Here is a 20,827-nt window from a genome sequence, read left to right as displayed (position 1 = left end):
CCCCAACTGACTACGGATAGCAACTCAAGGTAGAATAAATCGGCTGCATCTGATCGATTTCAGGGTGGCAAGCTTTCGTACTCCAGAATATTTGCCAAATCGGCAAAGCTCTGCGTTTCGACAAGCCACCAGCCCATATGTTCGCATGGATCGACATACTCGTAGCTAAAAAACTGATAAGCGCTAGCCGCGCCGGTATTTCCCGCCAATTTTCCTCATTTCATCGCCAAATCCGTGACCCCATCCCTCATCATCACCACCACCGCCTCGCGTTTCTACCAACGTTGGATAAATGCCGAAGCTGGTCGCGCCGCCTTGGTTGCCGAACTGGCCGCTCCTCCGACAAGATTCACCTTCGGGCCAACGCAGTTCAGCCGTCTGTTACAAAATGAAACAGAATCCGGCATGCCGTTACCGCGCGCCATGCGCAGGCTGCGTAACCTGCTGGTGTGCACGCTGATCGAGCGCGATTTGCAAGGGCGCGCCGACCTCGAAGAAGTCGTCAGCGCCATCACGTCGTTTGCCGAATCCGCGGTGCAGACCCATCTGACAGCGCTGACCGCCGATCTGGTGGCGCTGCATGGCACGCCTTATGGCGAAGAATCGGGCCGGCCGCAAGAGTTAATCGTGCTGGGCATGGGCAAACTGGGCGGCTGCGAACTCAACGTGTCGTCTGATATCGACCTCATCTTCGCCTATCCGGAAGATGGCGACACGCGCACCACAAGCGCTGACCAGCGTTCATTATCCAATCAGGAATTCTTCACCCGGCTAGGCAAGAAACTGATCGGCGCACTGTCTGAGATCACTGAAGACGGCTTTACTTTCCGGGTCGACATGGCGCTGCGGCCAAACGGTGCGTCGGGGCCGTTGGTGGCCAATTTCAACATGGTCGAAACCTATCTGGTGACGCAGGGCCGCGAATGGGAACGTTACGCCTGGTGCAAGGCACGTGCGCTGACCGGCCGTGCCGAGGACATCGCCGCGCTGGAGAGCATCAGCCGCCCATTCGTATTTCGCCGTTACCTGGATTTCGGCTCGATCGACGCGATGCGTTCGATGCACGCACAGATCCGTAACGAAGTGAAGCGGCTGGAGGCGCTGCATCCAGAGCGCAGCAACAACGTCAAGTTAGGACGCGGCGGCATCCGCGAGATCGAATTTCTGGCACAAGTGTTCCAGTTGATACGCGGCGGCCGCGATACCGATCTGCGCGATCGTTCTACCCGCGCCACCTTGCGCACGCTGGCTTGCAAGAACCTGCTCGACGCCGAGGTGGTAGACAAGTTGCTGCTGGCCTATGATTTCCTGCGTAACCTGGAGCACCGGCTGCAATATCTGGACGATGCGCAAACCCATACCTTCCCGACCAATCCGGCCGATTGTCTGATCATCGCGCAGACCATGGGGTTTGCCGACGTGCCTTCGCTGATGCAAGTACTGGATCAGCATCGGACGCTGGTCGATGCCCAGTTCGATGACATATTCAAAGACAAGCTCAGCGGCCGCATCGGCCAGCATGGCCAGCAGGACTGGAACGAAGAAGACAATGTGCTGCATACATTGAGCGACACCGACAATCGCGAAACGATTGCCATCGTGCTCACCCATTGCGGTTTTTCCGACGCCTCGGCTGCTGCCCAGCGGCTATCGACTACCTGGCAATCAACTCGTGTCCAAAACCTGCCGCTGGCCAGCCGCAGCCGGCTGCTGGCGCTGGTCAATGCTGCGCTGCCGGTCATCGCCGCGATTCCAGAGCCAGAAAGGCATCTGCCAACCCTGAGCCGCTTGCTGGATTTGCTCGAGGCGATCGCCCGCCGTGCCGCTTATCTGGCGCTACTGACCGAATATCCAGCCACCCTGCACCGGGTGATCCGCATGATCAGCGCCAGCGGCTGGGCCGCCCAATACCTGACCCAACATCCGATTCTGCTGGACGAACTTCTCGATCCGCGTAGCTTGAACGCCGCCCCCGACTGGCCGGAATTCGCGCTGGAATGCCGCCGTCAGTTAGAGAGCGCTCCGGGCGATACCGAAAGACAGATGGACCTGCTGCGTGAAATGCATCATGCTCAACAGTTCCGGCTGCTGGCGCAAGACCTGGAAGGTATGCTGAGCGTGGAGGCCCTGGCCGATCACCTGTCGATCCTGGGCGACATTCTGGTCGCCGCCACGGTGCAGGCGATCTGGGACATGATGCCGGGGCGCCGCCGCGACACGCCGCGCTTCACCGTTATCGCCTACGGCAAGCTCGGCGGCAAAGAACTCGGCTATGTGTCCGATCTGGACGTGGTATTCCTGTACGACGACGAGGACCAGGATGGTCCGGCACTGTATGCCAAGCTGGCGCAACGTTTCATCACCTGGATGACCAGCCACACGCCAGCTGGGATCCTGTTCGATATCGACATCGCCCTGCGTCCGGACGGCGCCAGCGGCTTGCTGGTGTCGTCGTTTGCCAAGTTCGAGAAATATCAACGCGAATCGGCATGGCTGTGGGAACATCAGGCCTTGACCCGAGCCCGCTTCTGCGCCGGTGATGCCGCCATCGGCGAGCGTTTTGAAACCTTGCGTGAGCAAGTACTGCGCCAAGAACGCGATACCGTCGCGCTACAGCGGGAAGTGCAAGAAATGCGGCAAAAGATGCGCGATGCCCATCCCAACCGCAGCGACCGCTTCGATCTCAAGCATGACGCCGGCGGCATGATCGATATCGAGTTCATGGTGCAGTTCCTGATCCTGCGCCACGCCGCAGCGTACCCGCAACTGACCGCCGACATTGGCAATATCGCCTTGTTGAAATTGTGCGGGGAATTGGATCTGATCGATGCCGCGCTGTCGCTTCAGGTCGCCGATGCCTATCGGACTTTCCGCAAGTTGCAGCACCAGATCCGTTTGCAAGGTGAAGAACGGGCACGCGTCGCATCGCCCCGCATCGCCCCCGAAATCGCCGTAGTGAAACAGTTATGGGCCGGCATCTTTAGCTAACCTCCACCCAGGAAAAACAGCAGGGCTGCGCCAAGTGCGCGGCCCTTGGGCTTATCTGCGGGTACGATGTTTTTTTGTTCCTCGGCTTCGGCGGCGCTGTCATCTTCCTCGATCATCAACTGGCCAGCCGCGAAATCAGCCAGAATGCGCCGCGCAGCAGCGGCATATTCAGAGGCCACCTGCAACCGCGCACCGCCAGTTACCACCGCGATCAGAAAATACAACTGATAAATACCGCCGTCGACGATGAACGCCGGTATCCGCTCAGACTCCAGGAGCGCTTTCATGACGGCCAATTCGGACGGCACGGTCGAACGCGCTATGGTGTCGAAATCGCCGTTGCTATCTGCGTTGACCGTCATATCGCCACCCGCAACAAGTTAAATTAATAATTTAATTTATTTGAAATATGCCAACGATAACTCAACCGCGCAGGGTGGGCGGCAAGTGTCCTCCGCACAAAAAACGCCCCGACAAAAGCGGGGCGTTTTGGCTATGCAAGCTCGCCTTACTTGGCTGTCATCAGCGCAATCGTGGTATCGAGCATACGGTTCGAGAAACCCCACTCGTTATCGTACCAGCTCGACACCTTAACCAGGCGACCCGAAACCTTGGTCAGCGTCGAGTCGAAGTTCGAGGACGCCGGGTTGTGGTTAAAATCGACCGATACCAACGGCTCGACGTTGTAAGTCAGAATGCCCTTCAGCGCGCCGGATTCCGACGCTTCTTTCATGATGGCATTGACTTCTTCGACGGTCGTATCGCGTGCAGCCACGAAGGACAGGTCGACCAGCGACACGTTGATGGTCGGTACGCGAATTGCGAAGCCATCCAGCTTGCCGTTCAGTTCCGGCAGCACCAGGCCAACAGCAGCAGCGGCGCCGGTCTTGGCTGGAATCATGCTCATCGTGGCGGACCGGGCACGGCGCAGGTCTTCATGGTAGACGTCAGTCAGTACCTGGTCATTGGTGTAGGAGTGCACGGTCGTCATCAAACCGTTCAACACGCCGATCTTGTCGTTCAACGGCTTGACCAGAGGCGCCAGGCAGTTGGTGGTGCAGGAGGCATTGGAGATCACGGTGTCGCTGGACTTGAGCACGCCGTGGTTAACTCCGAACACGACAGTGGCATCAACATCCTTGCCACCCGGTGCCGAAATAATGACTTTCTTAGCGCCGCCCTTGATGTGAGCGCTGGCTTTTTCCTTGGTGGTGAAGAAGCCGGTGCATTCCAGCACGACGTCAACGCCCAATTCGCCCCATGGCAGTTCGGCCGGATTGCGCTGTGCCAATACCTTGATACGGTCGCCATTGACCACGATCGAATCGCCGTCAACTGTCACGGTGCCAGGGAACTTGCCGTGGGCAGTATCGTACTGTGTCAGGTGAGCGTTGGTTTTTGGATCGCCAAGGTCGTTGATGGCAACGATCTCGATATCATGCTTTTTGCCGCCTTCGTAATGGGCGCGAAGGATGTTGCGGCCGATGCGGCCATAGCCATTGATGGCGACGCGAATAGTCATGGTTTTCTCCTAAGGTATTAACAATAAATTTGTTACAACTACATCAACCGGTTAAATCTATGCATCTGAATCTATGCATCTGAATCTATGTATCTGGATCGATACGTCACACATCGTCGCCGCGCATGCAAGGACCGATTTTGAATTCAAGATGGCTTCCCGCCTTTGCCGGAATCAGGATCGTTTTAACATCAGTTCGATATTCCAACTTTACTCAGCTTCAACTCACTCTGATAGTACGCCAGCCATAACCGGCTTCCTGCAAATCCAGACCATCCCAGTTGAACGGCTGCTCGGCCAGCAGCTCTGCCCCCAGCATCTCGTAAAACTGTCGCGCCGGGCGATTATCCGCCAACACCCAGACCAGCATGTTGTTGGCGCCGGCGGCGGCCAACGCTGCCGCCACATGCGCCACCAACTTGCGACCGATGCCGGCACGCTGTACCGACGGCTCGAGATAAATGGCGGTCAGCTCGGAGTCGAAGCCTAGCTTGGCTTCCTTGAGCGTCATGCCAGCGGCAAAACCTAACACCTCGCCGTCGACTTCGGCCACGAACACGTTCGCCGCATTCGAGGTCGCGCCCAGGATGCGGCTCCAGATGGCGGTGCTGTCTTCGATCTTCATGCCATCCAGATAGTCATCTGGAATGATGCCGCGACATGTGGCGCGCCAGCTGTCGATGCGCACCGCCGCGATCACTCCCGCATCGGCAACGGTAGCGCGGCGAATGACGACATCGCCAACGATGTTGGTGATGTCCATCTTGCCGATAGCCCGGGCTGCTCTTAAATTCATGCCAGTACCAATTTAGTTTTGGCCACGACGTTTTCAACAGTGAAACCGAAATGCTTGAACAGCACACCGGCCGGAGCCGATTCGCCAAAGGTATCGATACCGACCACGGCACCTTCCAGGCCTACATACTTGTGCCAGAACGCCGTCACGCCGGCTTCGATCGCCACACGCGGCAAGCCGTGCTGCAGCACGCTGGCCTTGTAGGACGCTTCCTGGCGATCAAAAACGTCGGCGCAAGGCATCGACACTACGCGTACCGCAATGCCTTCTTTTTCCAGGGCCGCGGCCGATTGCATCGCCAGTTCCACTTCGGAACCGGTGGCGATCAGGATCGCCTTGGCGTCCGGCGCATCCTTGAGGATGTAAGCACCGCGCTGGATGTTGGCGATCTGCGCTGCATCGCGTTCCTGGTATTGCAAATTCTGACGCGAGAAAATCAAGGTGCTCGGACCGTTCTTGCGCAACACAGCCTGCTGCCATGCCACTGCCGATTCGACGGTGTCGCATGGACGCCAGTTGTCCAGTTGCGGGATCAGGCGCAGGCTCGATACGTGCTCCACCGATTGGTGGGTCGGGCCATCTTCGCCAAGGCCGATAGAGTCATGCGTGAACACAAATATCGAGCGGATCTTCATCAGCGCCGCCATCCGCAGTGCATTGCGGCTGTAATCGGAGAAAGTCAGGAAAGTCGCGCCGAACGGAATGTAGCCGCCATGCAGGGCGATACCGTTCATCATTGCGCTCATGCCGAATTCGCGTACGCCATAATTGATGTGATTACCCGGCTGGTCAGCGCGCACGGCAACGCACTCCTTCCAGTTAGTCAGATTAGAGCCGGTCAGGTCGGCCGAACCGCCGAGGAATTCCGGCAGCACCGGCGCCAGGGCCTGGATGGTGTTCTGGCTGGCCTTGCGAGTGGCGATGGTTTCTTTCTTCTCGACGCAGGTAGCGATGTAGGCGCTCACGGTCTGCTCGAAATTACCTGGCAGCTCGCCCTTCATGCGGCGCGTGAATTCGCTGGCTTGCTGCGGAAATTGGGCCGCGTAGGCGGCGAACAGCGCGTTCCAGTCGCCTTCGAAATGCTTGCCCTGTGCCTTGGCATCCCATGCTTCATATACATCGGCCGGGATTTCAAATGGCGCGTACGACCAGCCCAGCGCGTCGCGCACGGCGGCGATTTCCTTATCGCCCAATGCCGCGCCGTGCACCTTGTCGGTGCCGGCCAGATTTGGCGAACCCTTGCCGATCACGGTCTTGCAGCAGATCAGGGTCGGCTTGTCGGACAGCTTGGCTTGGTGGATAGCGGCGCTGACGGCTTCAACGTTGTGACCGTCGACGGCGCGGATCACGTTCCAGCCATAGGCTTCGAAGCGTTTCGGGGTATCGTCCTTGAACCAGCCTTCAACGTGGCCGTCAATCGAGATACCGTTATCATCGTACAACGCGATCAGTTTCGACAGACGCAATGTGCCGGCCAGCGAACAGGCTTCATGGGAAATACCTTCCATCAGGCAGCCGTCGCCGACGAAAGTATAGGTGCAATGATCGACGATCGGGAAATTGGGGCGATTGAATTCCGCCGCCAACAGGCGTTCTGCCAGTGCCATACCGACCACATTGGTCACGCCCTGCCCCAGCGGGCCGGTAGTGGTTTCGATCCCTGGGGTGATATCGACTTCCGGATGGCCCGGGGTCTTCGAATGCATTTGACGGAAGTTGCGGATTTCGTCCATCGACAGATCGTAGCCGGTCAGGTGCAGCAACGCGTATTGCAGCATCGAACCATGACCGTTCGACAAAACGAAACGATCGCGGTTGAACCAGTGCGGATTAGACGGATTGTGACGGTAATGCTTGGCCCACAGGGCAACCGCGATTTCTGCCATACCCATCGGCATGCCGGGATGGCCGGAATTGACTTTTTGTACTGCATCCATCGCCAGTGCGCGAATCGCATTGGCCATCTTGGTGGTCGGGAGTGTGGAAGTCATGGTGTGGGCGGGTAGGCAATGGTTGTGAATTGGTAGGCGGCGAATCCTGAACCGTGCCTGACAGTGTCGGCACCGGTTATCAGAACAGCCACAAAGGCAGATATTTTACCAAAATGCGCCGCTCCCCGGTTCAAAACCACACATCTTATGCGCTACGGAACAGTAAAATTCGGCAGCGCCACGGAAGAACGCAATAGAACTGAATAAAACGGAACGAGGCAGGATGGGATGGGATGGAATATAGACAGCAAATGAAAATGCAATTGACACTCTCATAATTTCCGTATCAAATAGGCCGACCTGGCCTGCAACTAATCCATTTCTCCATGCAGGGCTTATCGCCAGCAGCGTCAATCTGCCGGATATGCTGGCATCGGCCGTGGTAGCGCTGGCAGTGCGGTTGTTTGGCTTCGGGATGGTCCGCTTGTTGCTGCCGGCGCTGGTTGCCGACATCCATGACAACAAGATTGCATCAGGTCTCTTTCTTGGTACAGTCATTGTTGAGCGCCGCCCGCATGACTTCTGCCTGGATGACTGATTAACCAGCAGGCAAACCAGCAGGCAATAATCATCCCGATTACCACCGGATAATCTAAGAATTCAAGGAACATATTCAAGTCATGCCTCGCTTCTACGTCCCAACCGCTCTCGAAATCGGCCAGCAACTGGCGTTGCCGGACCAGGTTGCACACCATGTACAAGTCCTGCGCCTGCCTGCCGGCACGCCGATCACTCTGTTCAACGGCGAGGGCGGCGAATATACCGCTACCATCAGCGGCATCGAAAAAAAACGGGTCAGCGCCGAGGTCAAGACTTTCTCGCCGCGCGAGGTCGAACTGCCTTACGCGATCACGCTGGCGCAGGCGCTGCCGGAATCTTCCAAACTGGACTGGATCATCGAGAAGGCAGTCGAACTCGGCGCGGCGGCCATCCAGCCGCTGGCCGCACAGCGTTGCGTGGTGCGTCTGAGCAGCGAGCGGGCCGAAAAGAAGCAGAACCATTGGCAAGCCGTGATCGTCGCCGCCGCCGAGCAGAGCGGCCGCAACCGCATGCCACATCTGGCAGCGCTGACGCCTTTTAACGACTGGGTACGGCAGCAAGATCTGCACAAGCGCATCCTGCTATCGCCGCGCGGTGAGCAGTCACTGTCGGACTGGGCTCGCCATCATCCGCCGCAGGCGCTGGCGTTGCTGATCGGCCCGGAAGGCGGATTCACAGACGCAGAAGAAGATGCGGCCTGCGCGCAGGGTGCGCTGATGCTGTCAATGGGACCGCGTATCCTGCGCACGGAAACCGCCGGACTGGCTGCGCTAGCGGCCATCAACGCCATCTGGGGCGAAATGTAGACGAACTAGCTGCAAGGCACCGGTTTATTTCTATGGTTTTTATAATTTGCTCTAAGCAATTATTTAAAGTGTGACTAAACTAGTAACGTTCGCCAAGGGTAGCGAAAGAGATAGTCAACGATAGCCAAGACACAATTGTTTTCACTTTTGCAACTATTCAAAGCCCTTGCCGCGCTGTAGTATCGATTTCCTGAACTGCTGTGTATTTTTCAACGACGTAGACTCTGCCTTGACGACTTATCGCATTATTACTCTGGAGAATATTATGGGACTATTAGATTCAATACTTGGCGCAATTGGCGGTGGCAGTCAACAACAATCAAATGATCCGAAAAGTCTGTTGATCGCGGCTGCATTGCCGATCCTGCTGAAGGCCCTGCAAGGCGGTGGCGCGGACGCGGCTGCCGGCCAGGCAGCGGGCACAGGCGGCCTCCTCAGCGCATTCGAAGGTGCAGGCCTGGGCTCGGTCGTGCAGTCGTGGATCGGAAACGGTCAGAACCAGGCGATTTCGCCGGATCAGGTGCAACAGGTGCTGGGCGGCGGCCATTTGCAAGAACTGGCCCAGGCGGCCGGCATTTCCCCGAACGAAGCCGCCAGCCACCTGTCGGAAATTCTGCCAGGTCTGGTAGACAAACTGACGCCGAACGGCCAGGTTACAGAACCGGCTGGCGGCATCGGCGATCTGGCAGGCTTGTTGGGCGGTCTGCTGGGTGGCGACAAAAAGGCTTGAAACGACCGAACGCCTGGCAAGCTGACACATTGCCAGACGCCGGCAATCGCCCCCAGGGGCGATTTTTTTTGGCAGAATCGGATTGCCGAGACTGTACTCGCCCATATCTAAAATACAATAAGGTCGCAACGGCAGTGACCGTATCCATCTACTGAAAAATGATGCTTTTCGCAACTTTAAGGTACGCAAACCCCTGCCAATCGACTTCTTCGCGGGGGGGGTTAAACGCCGAAAGCATTTATAATCCACGGTTTTTGCGACAAATATTTCGGCTACTTCTATGAAAGTATTTCGCGGACTTCCCAACGCCGAATCGCGCGCCCCGTGCGCGCTCACTATCGGCAATTTCGACGGCGTGCACCGTGGTCATCAGGTGTTGCTTGCGCACGTCCGCAAGGCAGCCACGGAACTCGGCCTCGACGCAGCCGTGATGACGTTTGAGCCGCACCCGCGTGAATTTTTTGCGCGCCGCGCCGGACAGCCGGAAAATATGCCGACCCTCGTAGCCAACCTACGCGACAAGCTTGAATCGCTGTCGCATGCCAGTATCGACCGCGTCATCGTCGAACACTTCAATACCAGCTTTGCCGCCATGTCGCCGCAAGACTTCATCGAAAAGGTGCTGGTCGAAGGCTTGCATGTCAAATGGCTGATGGTCGGCGAGGATTTTTGCTTCGGCGCGCGCCGCGCGGGCAATATCACAACCTTGGTCGAAGCCGGCAAAACATATGGCTTCCACGTCGAAACCTTGCCGACAGTCATGAACCAAGGCGCCCGCGTCTCGTCGTCTGCCGTGCGCACGGCGCTGGCGGCTGGCGACTTCCAGCATGCGCGCGCCCTGCTTGGTCACCCCTACGCGATTTCCGGACACGTGGTTCATGGCAAGAAACTCGGCCGCACTATCGGTTTCCCAACGCTCAACCTACGCGTTAATCACAAGCTGCCGGCGCTGTCGGGGATTTTCGTGGTCAATGTCCATGGATTGGCTGAGCAACCGTTACCTGCTGTGGCCAGCATCGGTATCCGTCCAACTGTCGATGACAGCGGCCGGGTATTGCTGGAAAGTTATGTGCTCGATTTCAACGGCGACTGTTACGGCAAGCTCATACAAGTTGAATTCTTGCAAAAGCTGCGCGACGAGGAGAAATATGTCGACCTGCCGACACTGACTGCGGCAATCAGCCGTGACGTCGACGATGCGCGGGCGTATTTCCGCCAACAGGCAGGCGAGTCGATGAATCCCGCGACGCGTGCGCCGACTGCGGCCACAGATCGAATTTGACCCTTGTCGGCAATCCCTCCTTCCGCTCTGCCCGCCGACGGGCAGGCTCCACTGAATTCCATTGAAGAAAATTATGTCCGATCAGCCAAGCAAACCAGAAAACAATAAAGCCGCCAAGCCGCAAGGCAAAGCGCAGAGCAAATACCCGGTCAACATGACCGAAACCGCATTTCCGATGCGCGGCGACCTCGCCAAGCGTGAACCCCAATGGATCAAGCAATGGCAAGAAAAGAAAGTCTACGAGCGGATCCGCAAGGCCTCCAAAGGCCGTCCGAAATTCATCCTGCATGACGGCCCGCCTTATGCCAACGGGGAGATCCATCTAGGACATGCCGTCAACAAAATTCTCAAGGACATGATCGTCAAGGCTCGCAACATGGCCGGCTTCGATGCGCCTTACGTGCCGGGCTGGGATTGTCACGGTATGCCGATCGAAATCCAGATCGAGAAAAAGTACGGCAAGAACCTGCCGGTGGCCGAAGTACAGGCCAAGGCGCGCGCCTACGCCGACCAGCAAATCGATCTGCAGCGCAAGGATTTCATCCGCCTGGGCATACTCGGCGAGTGGGACAATCCATACAAGACCATGGCCTTCAGCAACGAAGCAGACGAGTTGCGCGCGCTTGGCACGATCCTGGAAAAGGGCTATGTATATCGCGGTCTGAAGCCGGTCAACTGGTGCTTCGATTGCGGTTCGGCGCTGGCCGAAGCGGAAGTCGAATACCAGGACAAGCGCGATCCGTCGATCGATGTTGGTTTTCCGTTCGCTGAACCGGCAAAAATCGCCGCAGCATTCGGCCTGGCATCGCTACCGACCGGGCAAGGCTACATCGTGATCTGGACCACTACGCCTTGGACTATCCCGTCCAACCAGGCGCTCAACGTCAATCCAGAAGTCAACTATGCCCTGATCCAGAGCGAACGCAACGGTGCGCCTGTACTGCTGATCCTGGCGCAGGATCTGACTGAGAGCAGCCTGCAACGCTTCGGCCTGGAAGGCAAGATCATCGCCACCTGCAAGGGCGAGGCGCTGTCGCTGATCAATTTCAAACACCCTCTGGCCGCTACGGACCCAGGCTACGACCGCCTGTCGCCAATCTATCTCGGCGACTACGTCACCACCGACAGCGGCACCGGTATCGTCCATTCGGCCCCAGCCTACGGTATCGAAGACTTTATCTCGTGCAAGGCGCATGGCATCAAGGACGACGACATCATCAGCCCGGTCATGGCAGACGGCAAATTTGCCTCGTGGCTGCCGTTCTTTGCCGGCATGACCATCTGGGAAGCCTCGAAGCCGATCTGCAGCAAGCTGAAAGAAGTCGGCGCGCTGTTCAAGCTGGTCATGTTTGAGCACAGCTACATGCATTGCTGGCGCCACAAGACACCGATCATCTATCGCGCCACCTCACAGTGGTTCGCCAGCATGGACAATCTGCCGCAAGACGGCCATCCGAGCCTGCGCAGCACCGCACTGCAAGCGATCGAAGCCACCGCATTCTTCCCTGCCTGGGGCAAAGCACGCCTGCACGGCATGATCGCCAACCGCCCCGACTGGACGCTGTCGCGGCAACGCCAATGGGGCGTGCCGATGGCATTCTTCGTGCACAAGGAAAGCGGCCAGTTGCACCCGCGTACGCCAGAGCTGCTGGAGCAGATCGCCAAACGCATTGAACAACATGGCATCGAAGCCTGGCAGTCACTCGATCCGCGCGAATTGCTGGGCGACGATGCCGACGACTACATCAAGAACCAAGACACACTGGACGTCTGGTTCGATTCCGGCAGCACGCACCAGACCGTATTACGCGGTTCGCACGCGGCGCAGTCGCAATTCCCGGCTGACCTCTATCTGGAAGGTTCCGACCAACATCGCGGCTGGTTCCACTCGTCGCTGCTGACTTCCTCCATGCTCAACGGGCGCGCCCCTTACGATGCACTGCTGACGCACGGCTTCGTCGTTGACGGCGAAGGCCGCAAGATGTCGAAATCGTTGAAGAACGGCGTCGAACCGCAAAAGGTAGCAGACACGCTGGGTGCCGAAATCCTGCGCCTGTGGGTTGCTTCCAGCGATTACTCGGGCGAAATCACGATCTCCGAAGAGATCCTCAAACGTGTCACCGAGTCGTATCGGCGCATCCGCAACACGCTGCGCTTCCTGCTGGCCAACACATCCGATTTCGATCCGCTGAAAGACGCGGTGCCAATCGCCGACCTGCTGGAAATCGACCGCTACGCAATCGCCAGCATGACGCAGCTGCAAGCCGACATTCTGCAGCACTACCAGACCTATGAATTCCATCCGGTAATCTCGAAACTGCAGATGTACTGCTCGGAAGATCTGGGCGGCTTCTATCTCGACATCCTCAAGGATCGCCTCTACACCAGCGGTGTCACGTCGCCGGCCCGGCGTTCTGCGCAAACTGCGATCTGGCATAGCACCCAGGCGCTGCTGCGCGTAATGGCACCGACTTTGTCGTTCACCGCGGAAGAAGCCTGGTCGTTCTTTGCCAGCCCAGAAGCGTACGCGGCCAGCGATGAAACCATTTTCACGCAAACCTACTACGCGCTGCCGGAAATCGATGATGCTGCCGCTCTGGTCGCCAAATTCAATGCAATACGCGCGGTGCGTGCCGACGTCACCAAGCAACTGGAGGAGGTACGTGTCGGTGGCGGCATTGGTTCGTCGCTGCAGGCGGAAGTGGAAATCAAGGCCAGCGCTGCTAAATACGCGCTGCTAAGCAGTCTCGGCGACGATCTGAAATTCGTCCTGATCACTTCCAGCGCCATCGTCACGGAAGTGGCAACCGAAACCGAAGAGGCGATTCTGGTAACCCCGTCGGCCCAGCAGAAGTGCGAGCGCTGCTGGCACTATCGTGCCGATGTCGGCAGCCACCCTGAACATCCAGGGCTGTGCGGACGCTGCGTCGCCAATCTGTTCGGCAGCGGCGAGCATCGCCACTTTGCGTAAGCAAACAACTGCACCGGCAACTGCAATCACCGAACGCGACCTGAAATCGTCTACAGACTAAATCCATGCCGCGTTCGCTTCTCGTACATTGATGCACCGATTCATTCTGAGCTGACAACCGATACGATCCAAACATGGCCACTAAAAAACGCTCTTCCGCCGCAGCCTCCTCCTCCAAATACGGCCTGGCGCCGTGGCTCGGCATTGCCGCGCTGGTATTGCTGTTAGACCAATTGACCAAAATCACGATTGTCCGCCTGTTCAGCTACGGCGAATGGCATCCGGTGACATCCTTCTTCAATCTGGTACTGGTCTACAACAAGGGCGCTGCATTTAGCTTCCTGTCGACAGAATCAGGCTGGCAACGTCATCTGTTCACCGCCATCGGCATCGGCGCTGCGCTGTTCATCATCTTCTTACTGAAGCGACACGCCGGGCAACGCATGTTCTGCGCTGCACTGGCGCTGATTCTGGGCGGCGCCATCGGCAACGTGGTCGATCGTATCGCCTATGGCCACGTTATCGATTTTCTCGATTTCTATTTAGGTAACTGGCACTGGCCGGCATTCAATGTCGCCGACAGCGCAATCTGCGTCGGTGCGGTATTGTTCATTATTGATGAGCTTCGGCGCGTCAATAAGTAAATATAGCCACCAAAGCCAATTTTTCACAACGCATCAACTGCCGTCATTCCCGCTTTCGCAGGAATGACGGCAGTTGAGAAATCTATGCGTTCTTGCTGTTAACTTGCATTGGACATTGCGTTAAAAAACCAAGCAAGCGCCCTTCCCCCTCCAGGAGTAAACATGGATCTCGCGGATAAAAGAATCGTACTGGGACTGACCGGCGGCATTGCCTGCTACAAGGCGGCGGAACTTACTCGCGCATTGATCAAGGCGGGCGCGTCTGTGCAGGTAGTGATGACCACTGCGGCTACCCATTTCATTACAGCGGTAACCATGCAAGGCTTATCAGGCAAGCCGGTGTTCACCGATCAATGGGATGCGCGTATCGGCAACAACATGCCGCACATCGACCTGAGCCGCGACGCCGACGCCATCGTGATCGCCCCCTGCTCGACCGACTTCATGTCGAAGCTGGCGCATGGCGCCTGCGACGACTTGTTATCAACGCTATGCGTAGCACGACCAGCCACGCTGCCACTGTTGATCGCACCAGCGATGAACGTGGAAATGTGGCAAAACCCAGCAACCCAACGCAACGCCAAGCAATTGCTAGAGGATGGCATCCGGTTGCTCGGCCCCGGTGCCGGCGAACAGGCCTGCGGCGAAGTCGGCATGGGCCGTATGCTGGAAGCCGATCAATTGTTGGCAGAAATAATTGCCTGGTTCCAGCCCAAACTGCTCCAAGGTAGACGCCTGCTGCTGACCGCCGGCCCGACTTTCGAGCCGATCGATCCGGTGCGCGGCATCACTAATCTATCATCAGGAAAAATGGGCTACGCGCTTGCACGCGCTGCCTGCGAAGCCGGCGCCGAAGTGACGCTGGTGTCGGGACCGACCGCACTTGCCACGCCATATGGTGTGCGCCGCATCAGTGTGCAAACCGCACAACAGATGCACGATATCGTCATGCACCAGCTCACAAGCCAAAGCGCCGACAGCGCTGGCGCTATCGATATATTCGTCGCTGTGGCTGCGGTTGCCGACTGGCGCGTCGCCAATGCCAGCCCGCAGAAACTGGAGAAGAATGCCAACGGCAGCGCACCGGCATTGGTATTTGAACAAAACCCCGATATTCTGGCAACAGTTGCGGCGCTGCCAAAACCGCCGTACTGTGTCGGTTTTGCTGTCGAATCGGAAAATCTGCTGCAATATGGCGAGGCCAAACGCGCCAGAAAAAAAGTACCGCTGTTGGTCGGCAATATCGGCCACGATACGTTTGGCAAGGATGATAACCAATTGGTGTTGTTTGACGCAAACGGCCACACCCATCTGCCGCGAGCCGGTAAACAGCAACTGGCGCGGCAGTTGATCGCGGCCATCGCCGCACGTCTTACTGGTTAGTTCACGGTCGGCCTGAGCCTCGGCAAGCGATATCAAAAATCAGAGCTGGTGGTAAGAACTGCTGACAAGCCCACGCTTGTCAGCGCTTCATTTGCCCCGCACACCCTAATTATTTAATTTATACAGATTGTTACAAAATTCAATGAATATCATCGACGTCAAAATCCTCGACCCACGCATGCAAGATCAATTACCAGCCTACGCCACCGAAGGCAGCGCCGGACTCGACCTGCGCGCTTGTCTGGATGCCCCTGTGACGATCAAACCCGGTGAAACACACCTGATTCCAACCGGTCTAGCGATTCACATCGGCGACCCCGCGTACGCCGCCATGATCTTGCCGCGCAGCGGGCTGGGCCACAAACATGGCATCGTGCTGGGGAACCTGGTGGGCCTGATCGACTCTGATTACCAAGGCCAGCTGATGGTATCGACCTGGAATCGCGGCCAAACCGAATTCACCCTTAACCCGATGGAGCGTCTGGTACAACTGATTATCGTACCAGTCGCGCGGGTTCGTTTTAATGTCGTACAAGATTTCGAGAGCAGCGAACGCGGCGCAGGCGGCTTCGGCGGCACCGGAAAACATTGATGGAGAAATTAATGAGATTGACACGTCGCCTGAGATGGCAGGAAGTCAAGCGTTATGCCGCAGTGACATTGCCAGTGCTGTTGCTGGCAGCCTGCGCCACCCCGGAAGCACCCACTTCCGCCCCCACTCATACAGCCAGCACAGACAAGCCGTCGGCGCCACCCAAGCCAGCCGCACCGGTAGTAACGCCACAACAGGCCGAGCTGAAAAACCTGGTTGCGCTGCAAGACAGGTTATACGACGTAGTAGCCCCGCTGCTGGTCAATAACGCAGTGCTGTGTCGTAACAACGCACGCAGCCTGCTCGGCTTCACAGCCAAGACGAAATTCTCCTACACTGCGGAATTCATCGACGCCGCCGCCTCGCTCGGCCTCACCGACCAATTGCAAGTGACCGGCGTGCTGGCTGGCAGCGGCGCAGCCAAAGTCGGCTTGCAGCGCGGCGACCTGCTGCTGGCCATCCAGGACAAACCAGTTCCAACCGGTGCCGATGCTGAACGCCAGACCGCACTGATGCTCGGCCCGCTAGTCAACAGCCGCAGCAACATCAAGGTCATGATCGCGCGTAGCGGCAGCAACCAGACTCTGACCGTGCCGCTGACTCGCGCCTGTGCATTCGGCATCGAACTGGGCAACACCGACAACGTGATCAGTTATGCCGATGGCCGACGCGTTCTGATCAGCGCCGGCATGATGAAATACGTCCGTAGCGACGATGAACTGGCCTATGTGATCGCCAAGGAAATGGCACACAACACGCTCACCCATCCGGCCCGGCAACGGCTCACCGCAACCCTCTCCGGGGTGATCGACAATCTGGTGCGTCTGCGTCCGGATAGCGCCCAATTGAGCGGTGCCGCTGGCGTCAAGCCATATCCGCAGCAGCTCGATGCAGCAGCCGACAAGCTGGCTCTGTACATGGTGGCGCGCGCAGGCTATAAGGTCGACAATGCAGCGGCATTCTGGCAACGCCTGGCCACGCAATATCCAGCGACCGTGCTCAACGGTTACACGGCGATCCATCCTGCTACAACTTATCGTATCGCGGCCATTGAGCAGACCGTCTCAGATATTGAGGCCAAGCAGGCCAGCGGCAGCACCATTCTGCCTTAGGCCACGGCTAGTGCCAACGCCCTTACCTGCGTACCGGTGAGGTGGCGGTAGCAAAAGAATGGGCTGGAACCTAGCGTTAAAGCGTTAAAGCGTAAAAATGTAAAAAAGCCTGAATCACTTTCGTGGATTCAGGCTTTTTATCTGGCTCAAGCAAAAGCAGCGATTACTCCACTTCAACCGTCTCTTCCGGCGCCGACGGCGAGGATGCATCTTCCTCACCAAAATCGAGACTGATCTGATCCTTGTCGTCAAGATCGACCGTCACACGCCCACCACTCACCAGCTTACCAAACAAAAGCTCGTCAGCCAGCGCCTTACGGATCATGTCCTGGATCAGACGCGACATCGGCCGTGCGCCCATCAGCGGATCGAAGCCCTTGCGCGCCAAGAACTTGCGCAACTTTTCGGTAAAGACCGCCTCCACTTTTTTCTCGTGCAACTGCTCTTCGAGTTGCATCAGGAATTTATCAACCACGCGCAGAATCACCTCTTCATCCAGTGCACGGAAACTGATAATGGAATCGATACGATTGCGGAACTCTGGCGTAAACATCCACTTGATATCTGCCATCTCGTCGCCGGCTTCTTTTTTGTCGGTGAAGCCGATCGACCGCTTCTGCAGGCTTTCTGCACCAGCATTGGTGGTCATGATGATGATGACGTTACGGAAGTCAGCCTTGCGCCCGTTGTTGTCGGTTAATGCGCCGTGGTCCATCACCTGCAACAGGATATTGAAAATATCCGGATGCGCCTTTTCGATCTCATCAAGCAGCAACACCGCATGCGGCTTCTTGGTCACCGCTTCGGTCAGCAAACCGCCCTGATCGAAACCGACATAGCCAGGCGGGGCGCCGATCAAACGGCTCACGGCATGCCGCTCCATGTATTCCGACATGTCGAAACGAATCAGATCGATGCCCATGATGAAAGCCAACTGCTTGGCAACCTCGGTCTTGCCGACGCCGGTCGGACCGGAGAAAAGGAAGGAGCCGATCGGACGATCGGTCTTGCCGAGGCCGGCACGCGCCATCTTGATCGCCGACGCCAGTGCATCAATCGCCGGATCCTGACCGAACACCACATTACGCAAATCGCGGTCGATGGTTTGTAGTTTACTGCGGTCATCCTGATTGACCGACTGCGGCGGAATCCGCGCAATCTTGGCGATGATGTCTTCGATCTCGCCTTTGCCGATGGTCTTCTTCTGTTTTGACTTCGGCAGGATGCGTTGTGCCGCACCAGCTTCGTCGATGACATCAATGGCCTTGTCCGGCAGATGACGATCGTTGATAAACCGCGCCGCAAGTTCTGCAGCGCTGGTCAGTGCCGAGGCGGAATACTTGACGCCGTGATGCTCTTCAAAGCGCGACTTCAAACCGCGCAGGATTTGCACGGTTTGCTCGACGGTCGGTTCGTTGACATCGATCTTCTGGAAGCGCCGCGACAATGCATGATCTTTCTCGAACACACCACGGAACTCGGTATAAGTCGTGGCACCGATGCACTTCAGCTGACCGCTCGACAATGCCGGCTTCAGCAGATTGGAGGCATCCAGTGTGCCGCCCGAAGCCGAACCTGCGCCAATGATGGTATGAATCTCATCGATGAACAGGATGCCGTGCGGGCTGTCCTTCAATTGCTTGAGGACGGCTTTCAGGCGCTGCTCGAAATCGCCGCGATATTTGGTGCCCGCCAGCAGTGCCCCCATATCGAGCGAATACACGATGGCGTTCTGCAGAATTTCAGGCACTTCGCCCTGGGTGATGCGCCATGCCAGACCCTCGGCAATCGCGGTCTTGCCGACGCCGGCTTCGCCAACCAGCAATGGATTATTTTTACGGCGACGGCACAAGGTCTGGATCACACGTTCGACTTCGTACTCGCGGCCGATCAGCGGATCGATCTTGCCCTCGCTAGCAAGCTTGTTCAGGTTTTGCGTAAACTGGTCGAGCGGACTTTCCTTGACCTGGCCTTCGGCCTGCACCTCTTCGGCAACTTCAGAAGACTTCTGCGCATCGGTCTGATGATCCTTGCGCGCGCCGTGCGAAATGAAGTTGACCACGTCCAGACGCGTCACGCCTTGCTGGTGCAGGTAATACACGGCATGCGAATCCTTCTCGCCGAAGATCGCCACCAGCACGTTGGCGCCAGTGACTTCCTTCTTGCCGTTGGAAGCCGATTGCACATGCATGATGGCGCGTTGGATCACGCGCTGAAAACCGAGAGTCGGCTGAGTATCAACCTCGTTCGAACCCGGTACCGTCGGCGTATTGTCGCCAATGAAGATAGTCAGCGTCTTGCGCATATCGTCAATGTTGACAGCACACGCCCGCAGCACTTCGGCCGCAGACGGATTGTCGAGCAAGGCCAACAGCAAATGTTCAACCGTGATGAACTCGTGCCGTGCTTGTCGTGCTTCGACAAACGCCATGTGCAAACTTACTTCCAATTCCTGCGCAATCATGCTTCCTCCATCATGCATTGCAGGGGATGCCCTGCTTTGCGTGCGTGCGTTAATACCAGTTCAACTTTTGTGGATGCAATATCTTTGGGATATACACCACACATGCCTTTGCCATCGCGATGCACCTTTAGCATTATCTGCGTCGCGGCTTCGCGATCCTTGTTGAAGTACTCTTGGAGGATAGCAACTACAAATTCCATTGGGGTGTAGTCATCATTCAACAGAAATACCTGATACATGGGAGGCGGCTTGAGCTTCTGCTCCTGCCGCGTCGCTAATGTCCCGTCTTCGTGCTTGGTTACCATGCGCCTATTCTAAAACCTTCCGACAAATGCGCAACGCGCAACGCTGAATAATTAATGTACATATCGATATTACGCGCTTTCTTAATGCTATGCAGATGACGTTAAAACAGATTAAATCAAAGGGGGGTCGAAACATTCCAAAACAACAAATTTAATTGTAAATTGGAAATTACTTGACTTTTTTATTTTTAACGAGAACAATGACATTCATTGATGAGTGCAGTTTTGCTTGTTGATAGAAGTGAGCAAGTTCTAGAAGGGGCAACGTTACGCGAGGCTTCTTGCTTTTACGGCTCGTGTGATTAGTCATTATTTGAAAGACGCTATTTTATGGCAACAGGTACAGTCAAGTGGTTCAACGATTCTAAGGGCTTCGGCTTTATCACTCCGGATGACGGCGGTGAAGATTTGTTTGCTCACTTTTCGGCAATCCAGATGAACGGCTTCAAGACTCTCAAAGAAGGTCAAAAAGTCCAGTTCGAAGTCACGCAAGGCACTAAAGGCAAGCAAGCTTCTAACATCCAGGCTCCTTAATTTTCGCGATGCGTGTCTATTAAGCAGCTTTTGTGAAAAACTGAGCTTCCCTCGATTTTTCGTCTTCCAACAGGTGGCTTTTATGCCGCCTGTTTTTCCTGATGTTGCTCAGTGAGCCTGTCATCTAAATACTGGCAGGGTGAACGATAGCCAAGCGTCGAATGCTG

Annotated in this window: 17 protein-coding genes; 11 read left to right on the top strand and 6 right to left on the bottom strand. The window is 56.8% G+C overall.

Features of this window, described 5'->3' with window-relative positions:
* Positions 1-234: 234 nt before the first annotated feature.
* On the top strand, positions 235-2,988 hold the full coding sequence (gene glnE, locus ACIQ0R_RS01120) for a bifunctional [glutamate--ammonia ligase]-adenylyl-L-tyrosine phosphorylase/[glutamate--ammonia-ligase] adenylyltransferase (protein ID WP_395822854.1): 2,754 nt from the start codon (positions 235-237) through the stop codon (positions 2,986-2,988).
* Here glnE and ACIQ0R_RS01115 read toward each other — a convergent pair.
* From ACIQ0R_RS01115 to tkt, 4 genes are all read right to left on the bottom strand, one after another.
* Complete coding sequence (locus ACIQ0R_RS01115) at positions 2,985-3,350, bottom strand: hypothetical protein (RefSeq protein WP_395822852.1); 366 nt, start codon at positions 3,348-3,350, stop codon at positions 2,985-2,987. The two genes, glnE and ACIQ0R_RS01115, sit on opposite strands and share 4 nt — an antisense overlap.
* A 146-nt stretch (positions 3,351-3,496) precedes the next feature.
* Positions 3,497-4,510, bottom strand: a complete 1,014-nt coding sequence (gene gap / locus ACIQ0R_RS01110; protein ID WP_395822850.1) for a type I glyceraldehyde-3-phosphate dehydrogenase — start codon at positions 4,508-4,510, stop codon at positions 3,497-3,499.
* Positions 4,511-4,730: 220 nt separating this feature from the next.
* The gene (locus tag ACIQ0R_RS01105) at positions 4,731-5,306 is read right to left on the bottom strand and encodes a GNAT family N-acetyltransferase (protein ID WP_395822848.1); all 576 of its coding nucleotides are present in this window, start codon (positions 5,304-5,306) and stop codon (positions 4,731-4,733) included.
* Complete coding sequence (gene tkt, locus ACIQ0R_RS01100) at positions 5,303-7,297, bottom strand: transketolase (RefSeq protein ID WP_395822846.1); 1,995 nt, start codon at positions 7,295-7,297, stop codon at positions 5,303-5,305. The genes ACIQ0R_RS01105 and tkt overlap by 4 nt, the downstream gene beginning before the upstream one ends.
* A gap of 364 nt (positions 7,298-7,661) precedes the next feature.
* Here tkt and ACIQ0R_RS01095 point away from each other — a divergent pair, with 364 nt between their 5' ends.
* From ACIQ0R_RS01095 to ACIQ0R_RS01055, 9 genes are all read left to right on the top strand, one after another.
* Positions 7,662-7,835, top strand: coding sequence for a hypothetical protein (locus ACIQ0R_RS01095; RefSeq protein WP_395822844.1), 174 nt, complete (start codon positions 7,662-7,664; stop codon positions 7,833-7,835).
* Positions 7,836-7,917: 82 nt separating this feature from the next.
* The gene (locus ACIQ0R_RS01090) at positions 7,918-8,643 is read left to right on the top strand and encodes a 16S rRNA (uracil(1498)-N(3))-methyltransferase (RefSeq protein ID WP_395822842.1); all 726 of its coding nucleotides are present in this window, start codon (positions 7,918-7,920) and stop codon (positions 8,641-8,643) included.
* A gap of 265 nt (positions 8,644-8,908) precedes the next feature.
* Positions 8,909-9,373 carry a YidB family protein gene (locus ACIQ0R_RS01085; RefSeq protein WP_395822840.1) on the top strand — a complete coding sequence of 155 codons (465 nt, stop codon included), beginning with the start codon at positions 8,909-8,911 and terminating at the stop codon, positions 9,371-9,373.
* A gap of 280 nt (positions 9,374-9,653) precedes the next feature.
* On the top strand, positions 9,654-10,655 hold the full coding sequence (locus ACIQ0R_RS01080; protein WP_395822838.1) for a bifunctional riboflavin kinase/FAD synthetase: 1,002 nt from the start codon (positions 9,654-9,656) through the stop codon (positions 10,653-10,655).
* A 73-nt stretch (positions 10,656-10,728) separates the two neighbouring features.
* Positions 10,729-13,626, top strand: coding sequence for an isoleucine--tRNA ligase (gene ileS, locus ACIQ0R_RS01075; RefSeq protein WP_395822836.1), 2,898 nt, complete (start codon positions 10,729-10,731; stop codon positions 13,624-13,626).
* A gap of 134 nt (positions 13,627-13,760) precedes the next feature.
* Positions 13,761-14,270 (top strand): signal peptidase II, encoded by a 510-nt coding sequence (gene lspA, locus ACIQ0R_RS01070; protein WP_395822834.1) that lies wholly within the window; start codon positions 13,761-13,763, stop codon positions 14,268-14,270.
* A 162-nt stretch (positions 14,271-14,432) separates the two neighbouring features.
* Positions 14,433-15,653, top strand: a complete 1,221-nt coding sequence (gene coaBC, locus ACIQ0R_RS01065) for a bifunctional phosphopantothenoylcysteine decarboxylase/phosphopantothenate--cysteine ligase CoaBC (protein ID WP_395822832.1) — start codon at positions 14,433-14,435, stop codon at positions 15,651-15,653.
* Between the two features lie 142 nt (positions 15,654-15,795).
* Entirely contained in the window at positions 15,796-16,245 is a 450-nt protein-coding gene (gene dut / locus ACIQ0R_RS01060) for a dUTP diphosphatase (protein WP_395822829.1), read from the top strand.
* An 11-nt stretch (positions 16,246-16,256) separates the two neighbouring features.
* A complete protein-coding gene (locus ACIQ0R_RS01055) occupies positions 16,257-17,357 on the top strand; it encodes a M48 family metalloprotease (RefSeq protein WP_395822827.1) in 1,101 nt (366 codons plus the stop codon).
* A 163-nt stretch (positions 17,358-17,520) separates the two neighbouring features.
* Here the strand turns inward: ACIQ0R_RS01055 and clpA are convergent, their stop codons facing one another.
* Together clpA and clpS are read right to left on the bottom strand one after the other, a co-directional pair.
* Positions 17,521-19,821: an ATP-dependent Clp protease ATP-binding subunit ClpA gene (gene clpA / locus ACIQ0R_RS01050; RefSeq protein WP_395822825.1), complete on the bottom strand. Its 2,301-nt coding sequence runs from the start codon at positions 19,819-19,821 to the stop codon at positions 17,521-17,523.
* Positions 19,818-20,126, bottom strand: coding sequence for an ATP-dependent Clp protease adapter ClpS (clpS, locus tag ACIQ0R_RS01045; protein WP_395822823.1), 309 nt, complete (start codon positions 20,124-20,126; stop codon positions 19,818-19,820). Before clpS ends, clpA begins: the two co-directional genes overlap by 4 nt.
* Before the next feature lie 330 nt (positions 20,127-20,456).
* Between clpS and ACIQ0R_RS01040 the strand changes: the two genes are divergently transcribed.
* Complete coding sequence (locus tag ACIQ0R_RS01040) at positions 20,457-20,660, top strand: cold-shock protein (protein WP_395822821.1); 204 nt, start codon at positions 20,457-20,459, stop codon at positions 20,658-20,660.
* Positions 20,661-20,827: the final 167 nt, after the last annotated feature.

The organism is Collimonas sp. (assembly GCF_044339385.1).
Classification (GTDB): Bacteria; Pseudomonadota; Gammaproteobacteria; order Burkholderiales; family Burkholderiaceae_D; genus Collimonas.
This window is presented reverse-complemented; position numbering and strand designations above follow the sequence as displayed.

Coding starts and splice junctions, on each gene's coding strand:
- ACIQ0R_RS01115 (WP_395822852.1), bottom strand. CDS start 3,350: ATGACGGTCAACGCAGATAGCAACGGCGATTTCGACACCATAGCGCGT.
- gap (WP_395822850.1), bottom strand. CDS start 4,510: ATGACTATTCGCGTCGCCATCAATGGCTATGGCCGCATCGGCCGCAAC.
- ACIQ0R_RS01105 (WP_395822848.1), bottom strand. CDS start 5,306: ATGAATTTAAGAGCAGCCCGGGCTATCGGCAAGATGGACATCACCAAC.
- tkt (WP_395822846.1), bottom strand. CDS start 7,297: ATGACTTCCACACTCCCGACCACCAAGATGGCCAATGCGATTCGCGCA.
- ACIQ0R_RS01095 (WP_395822844.1), top strand. CDS start 7,662: ATGCTGGCATCGGCCGTGGTAGCGCTGGCAGTGCGGTTGTTTGGCTTC.
- ACIQ0R_RS01090 (WP_395822842.1), top strand. CDS start 7,918: ATGCCTCGCTTCTACGTCCCAACCGCTCTCGAAATCGGCCAGCAACTG.
- ACIQ0R_RS01085 (WP_395822840.1), top strand. CDS start 8,909: ATGGGACTATTAGATTCAATACTTGGCGCAATTGGCGGTGGCAGTCAA.
- ACIQ0R_RS01080 (WP_395822838.1), top strand. CDS start 9,654: ATGAAAGTATTTCGCGGACTTCCCAACGCCGAATCGCGCGCCCCGTGC.
- ileS (WP_395822836.1), top strand. CDS start 10,729: ATGTCCGATCAGCCAAGCAAACCAGAAAACAATAAAGCCGCCAAGCCG.
- lspA (WP_395822834.1), top strand. CDS start 13,761: ATGGCCACTAAAAAACGCTCTTCCGCCGCAGCCTCCTCCTCCAAATAC.
- coaBC (WP_395822832.1), top strand. CDS start 14,433: ATGGATCTCGCGGATAAAAGAATCGTACTGGGACTGACCGGCGGCATT.
- dut (WP_395822829.1), top strand. CDS start 15,796: ATGAATATCATCGACGTCAAAATCCTCGACCCACGCATGCAAGATCAA.
- ACIQ0R_RS01055 (WP_395822827.1), top strand. CDS start 16,257: ATGAGATTGACACGTCGCCTGAGATGGCAGGAAGTCAAGCGTTATGCC.
- clpA (WP_395822825.1), bottom strand. CDS start 19,821: ATGATTGCGCAGGAATTGGAAGTAAGTTTGCACATGGCGTTTGTCGAA.
- clpS (WP_395822823.1), bottom strand. CDS start 20,126: ATGGTAACCAAGCACGAAGACGGGACATTAGCGACGCGGCAGGAGCAG.
- ACIQ0R_RS01040 (WP_395822821.1), top strand. CDS start 20,457: ATGGCAACAGGTACAGTCAAGTGGTTCAACGATTCTAAGGGCTTCGGC.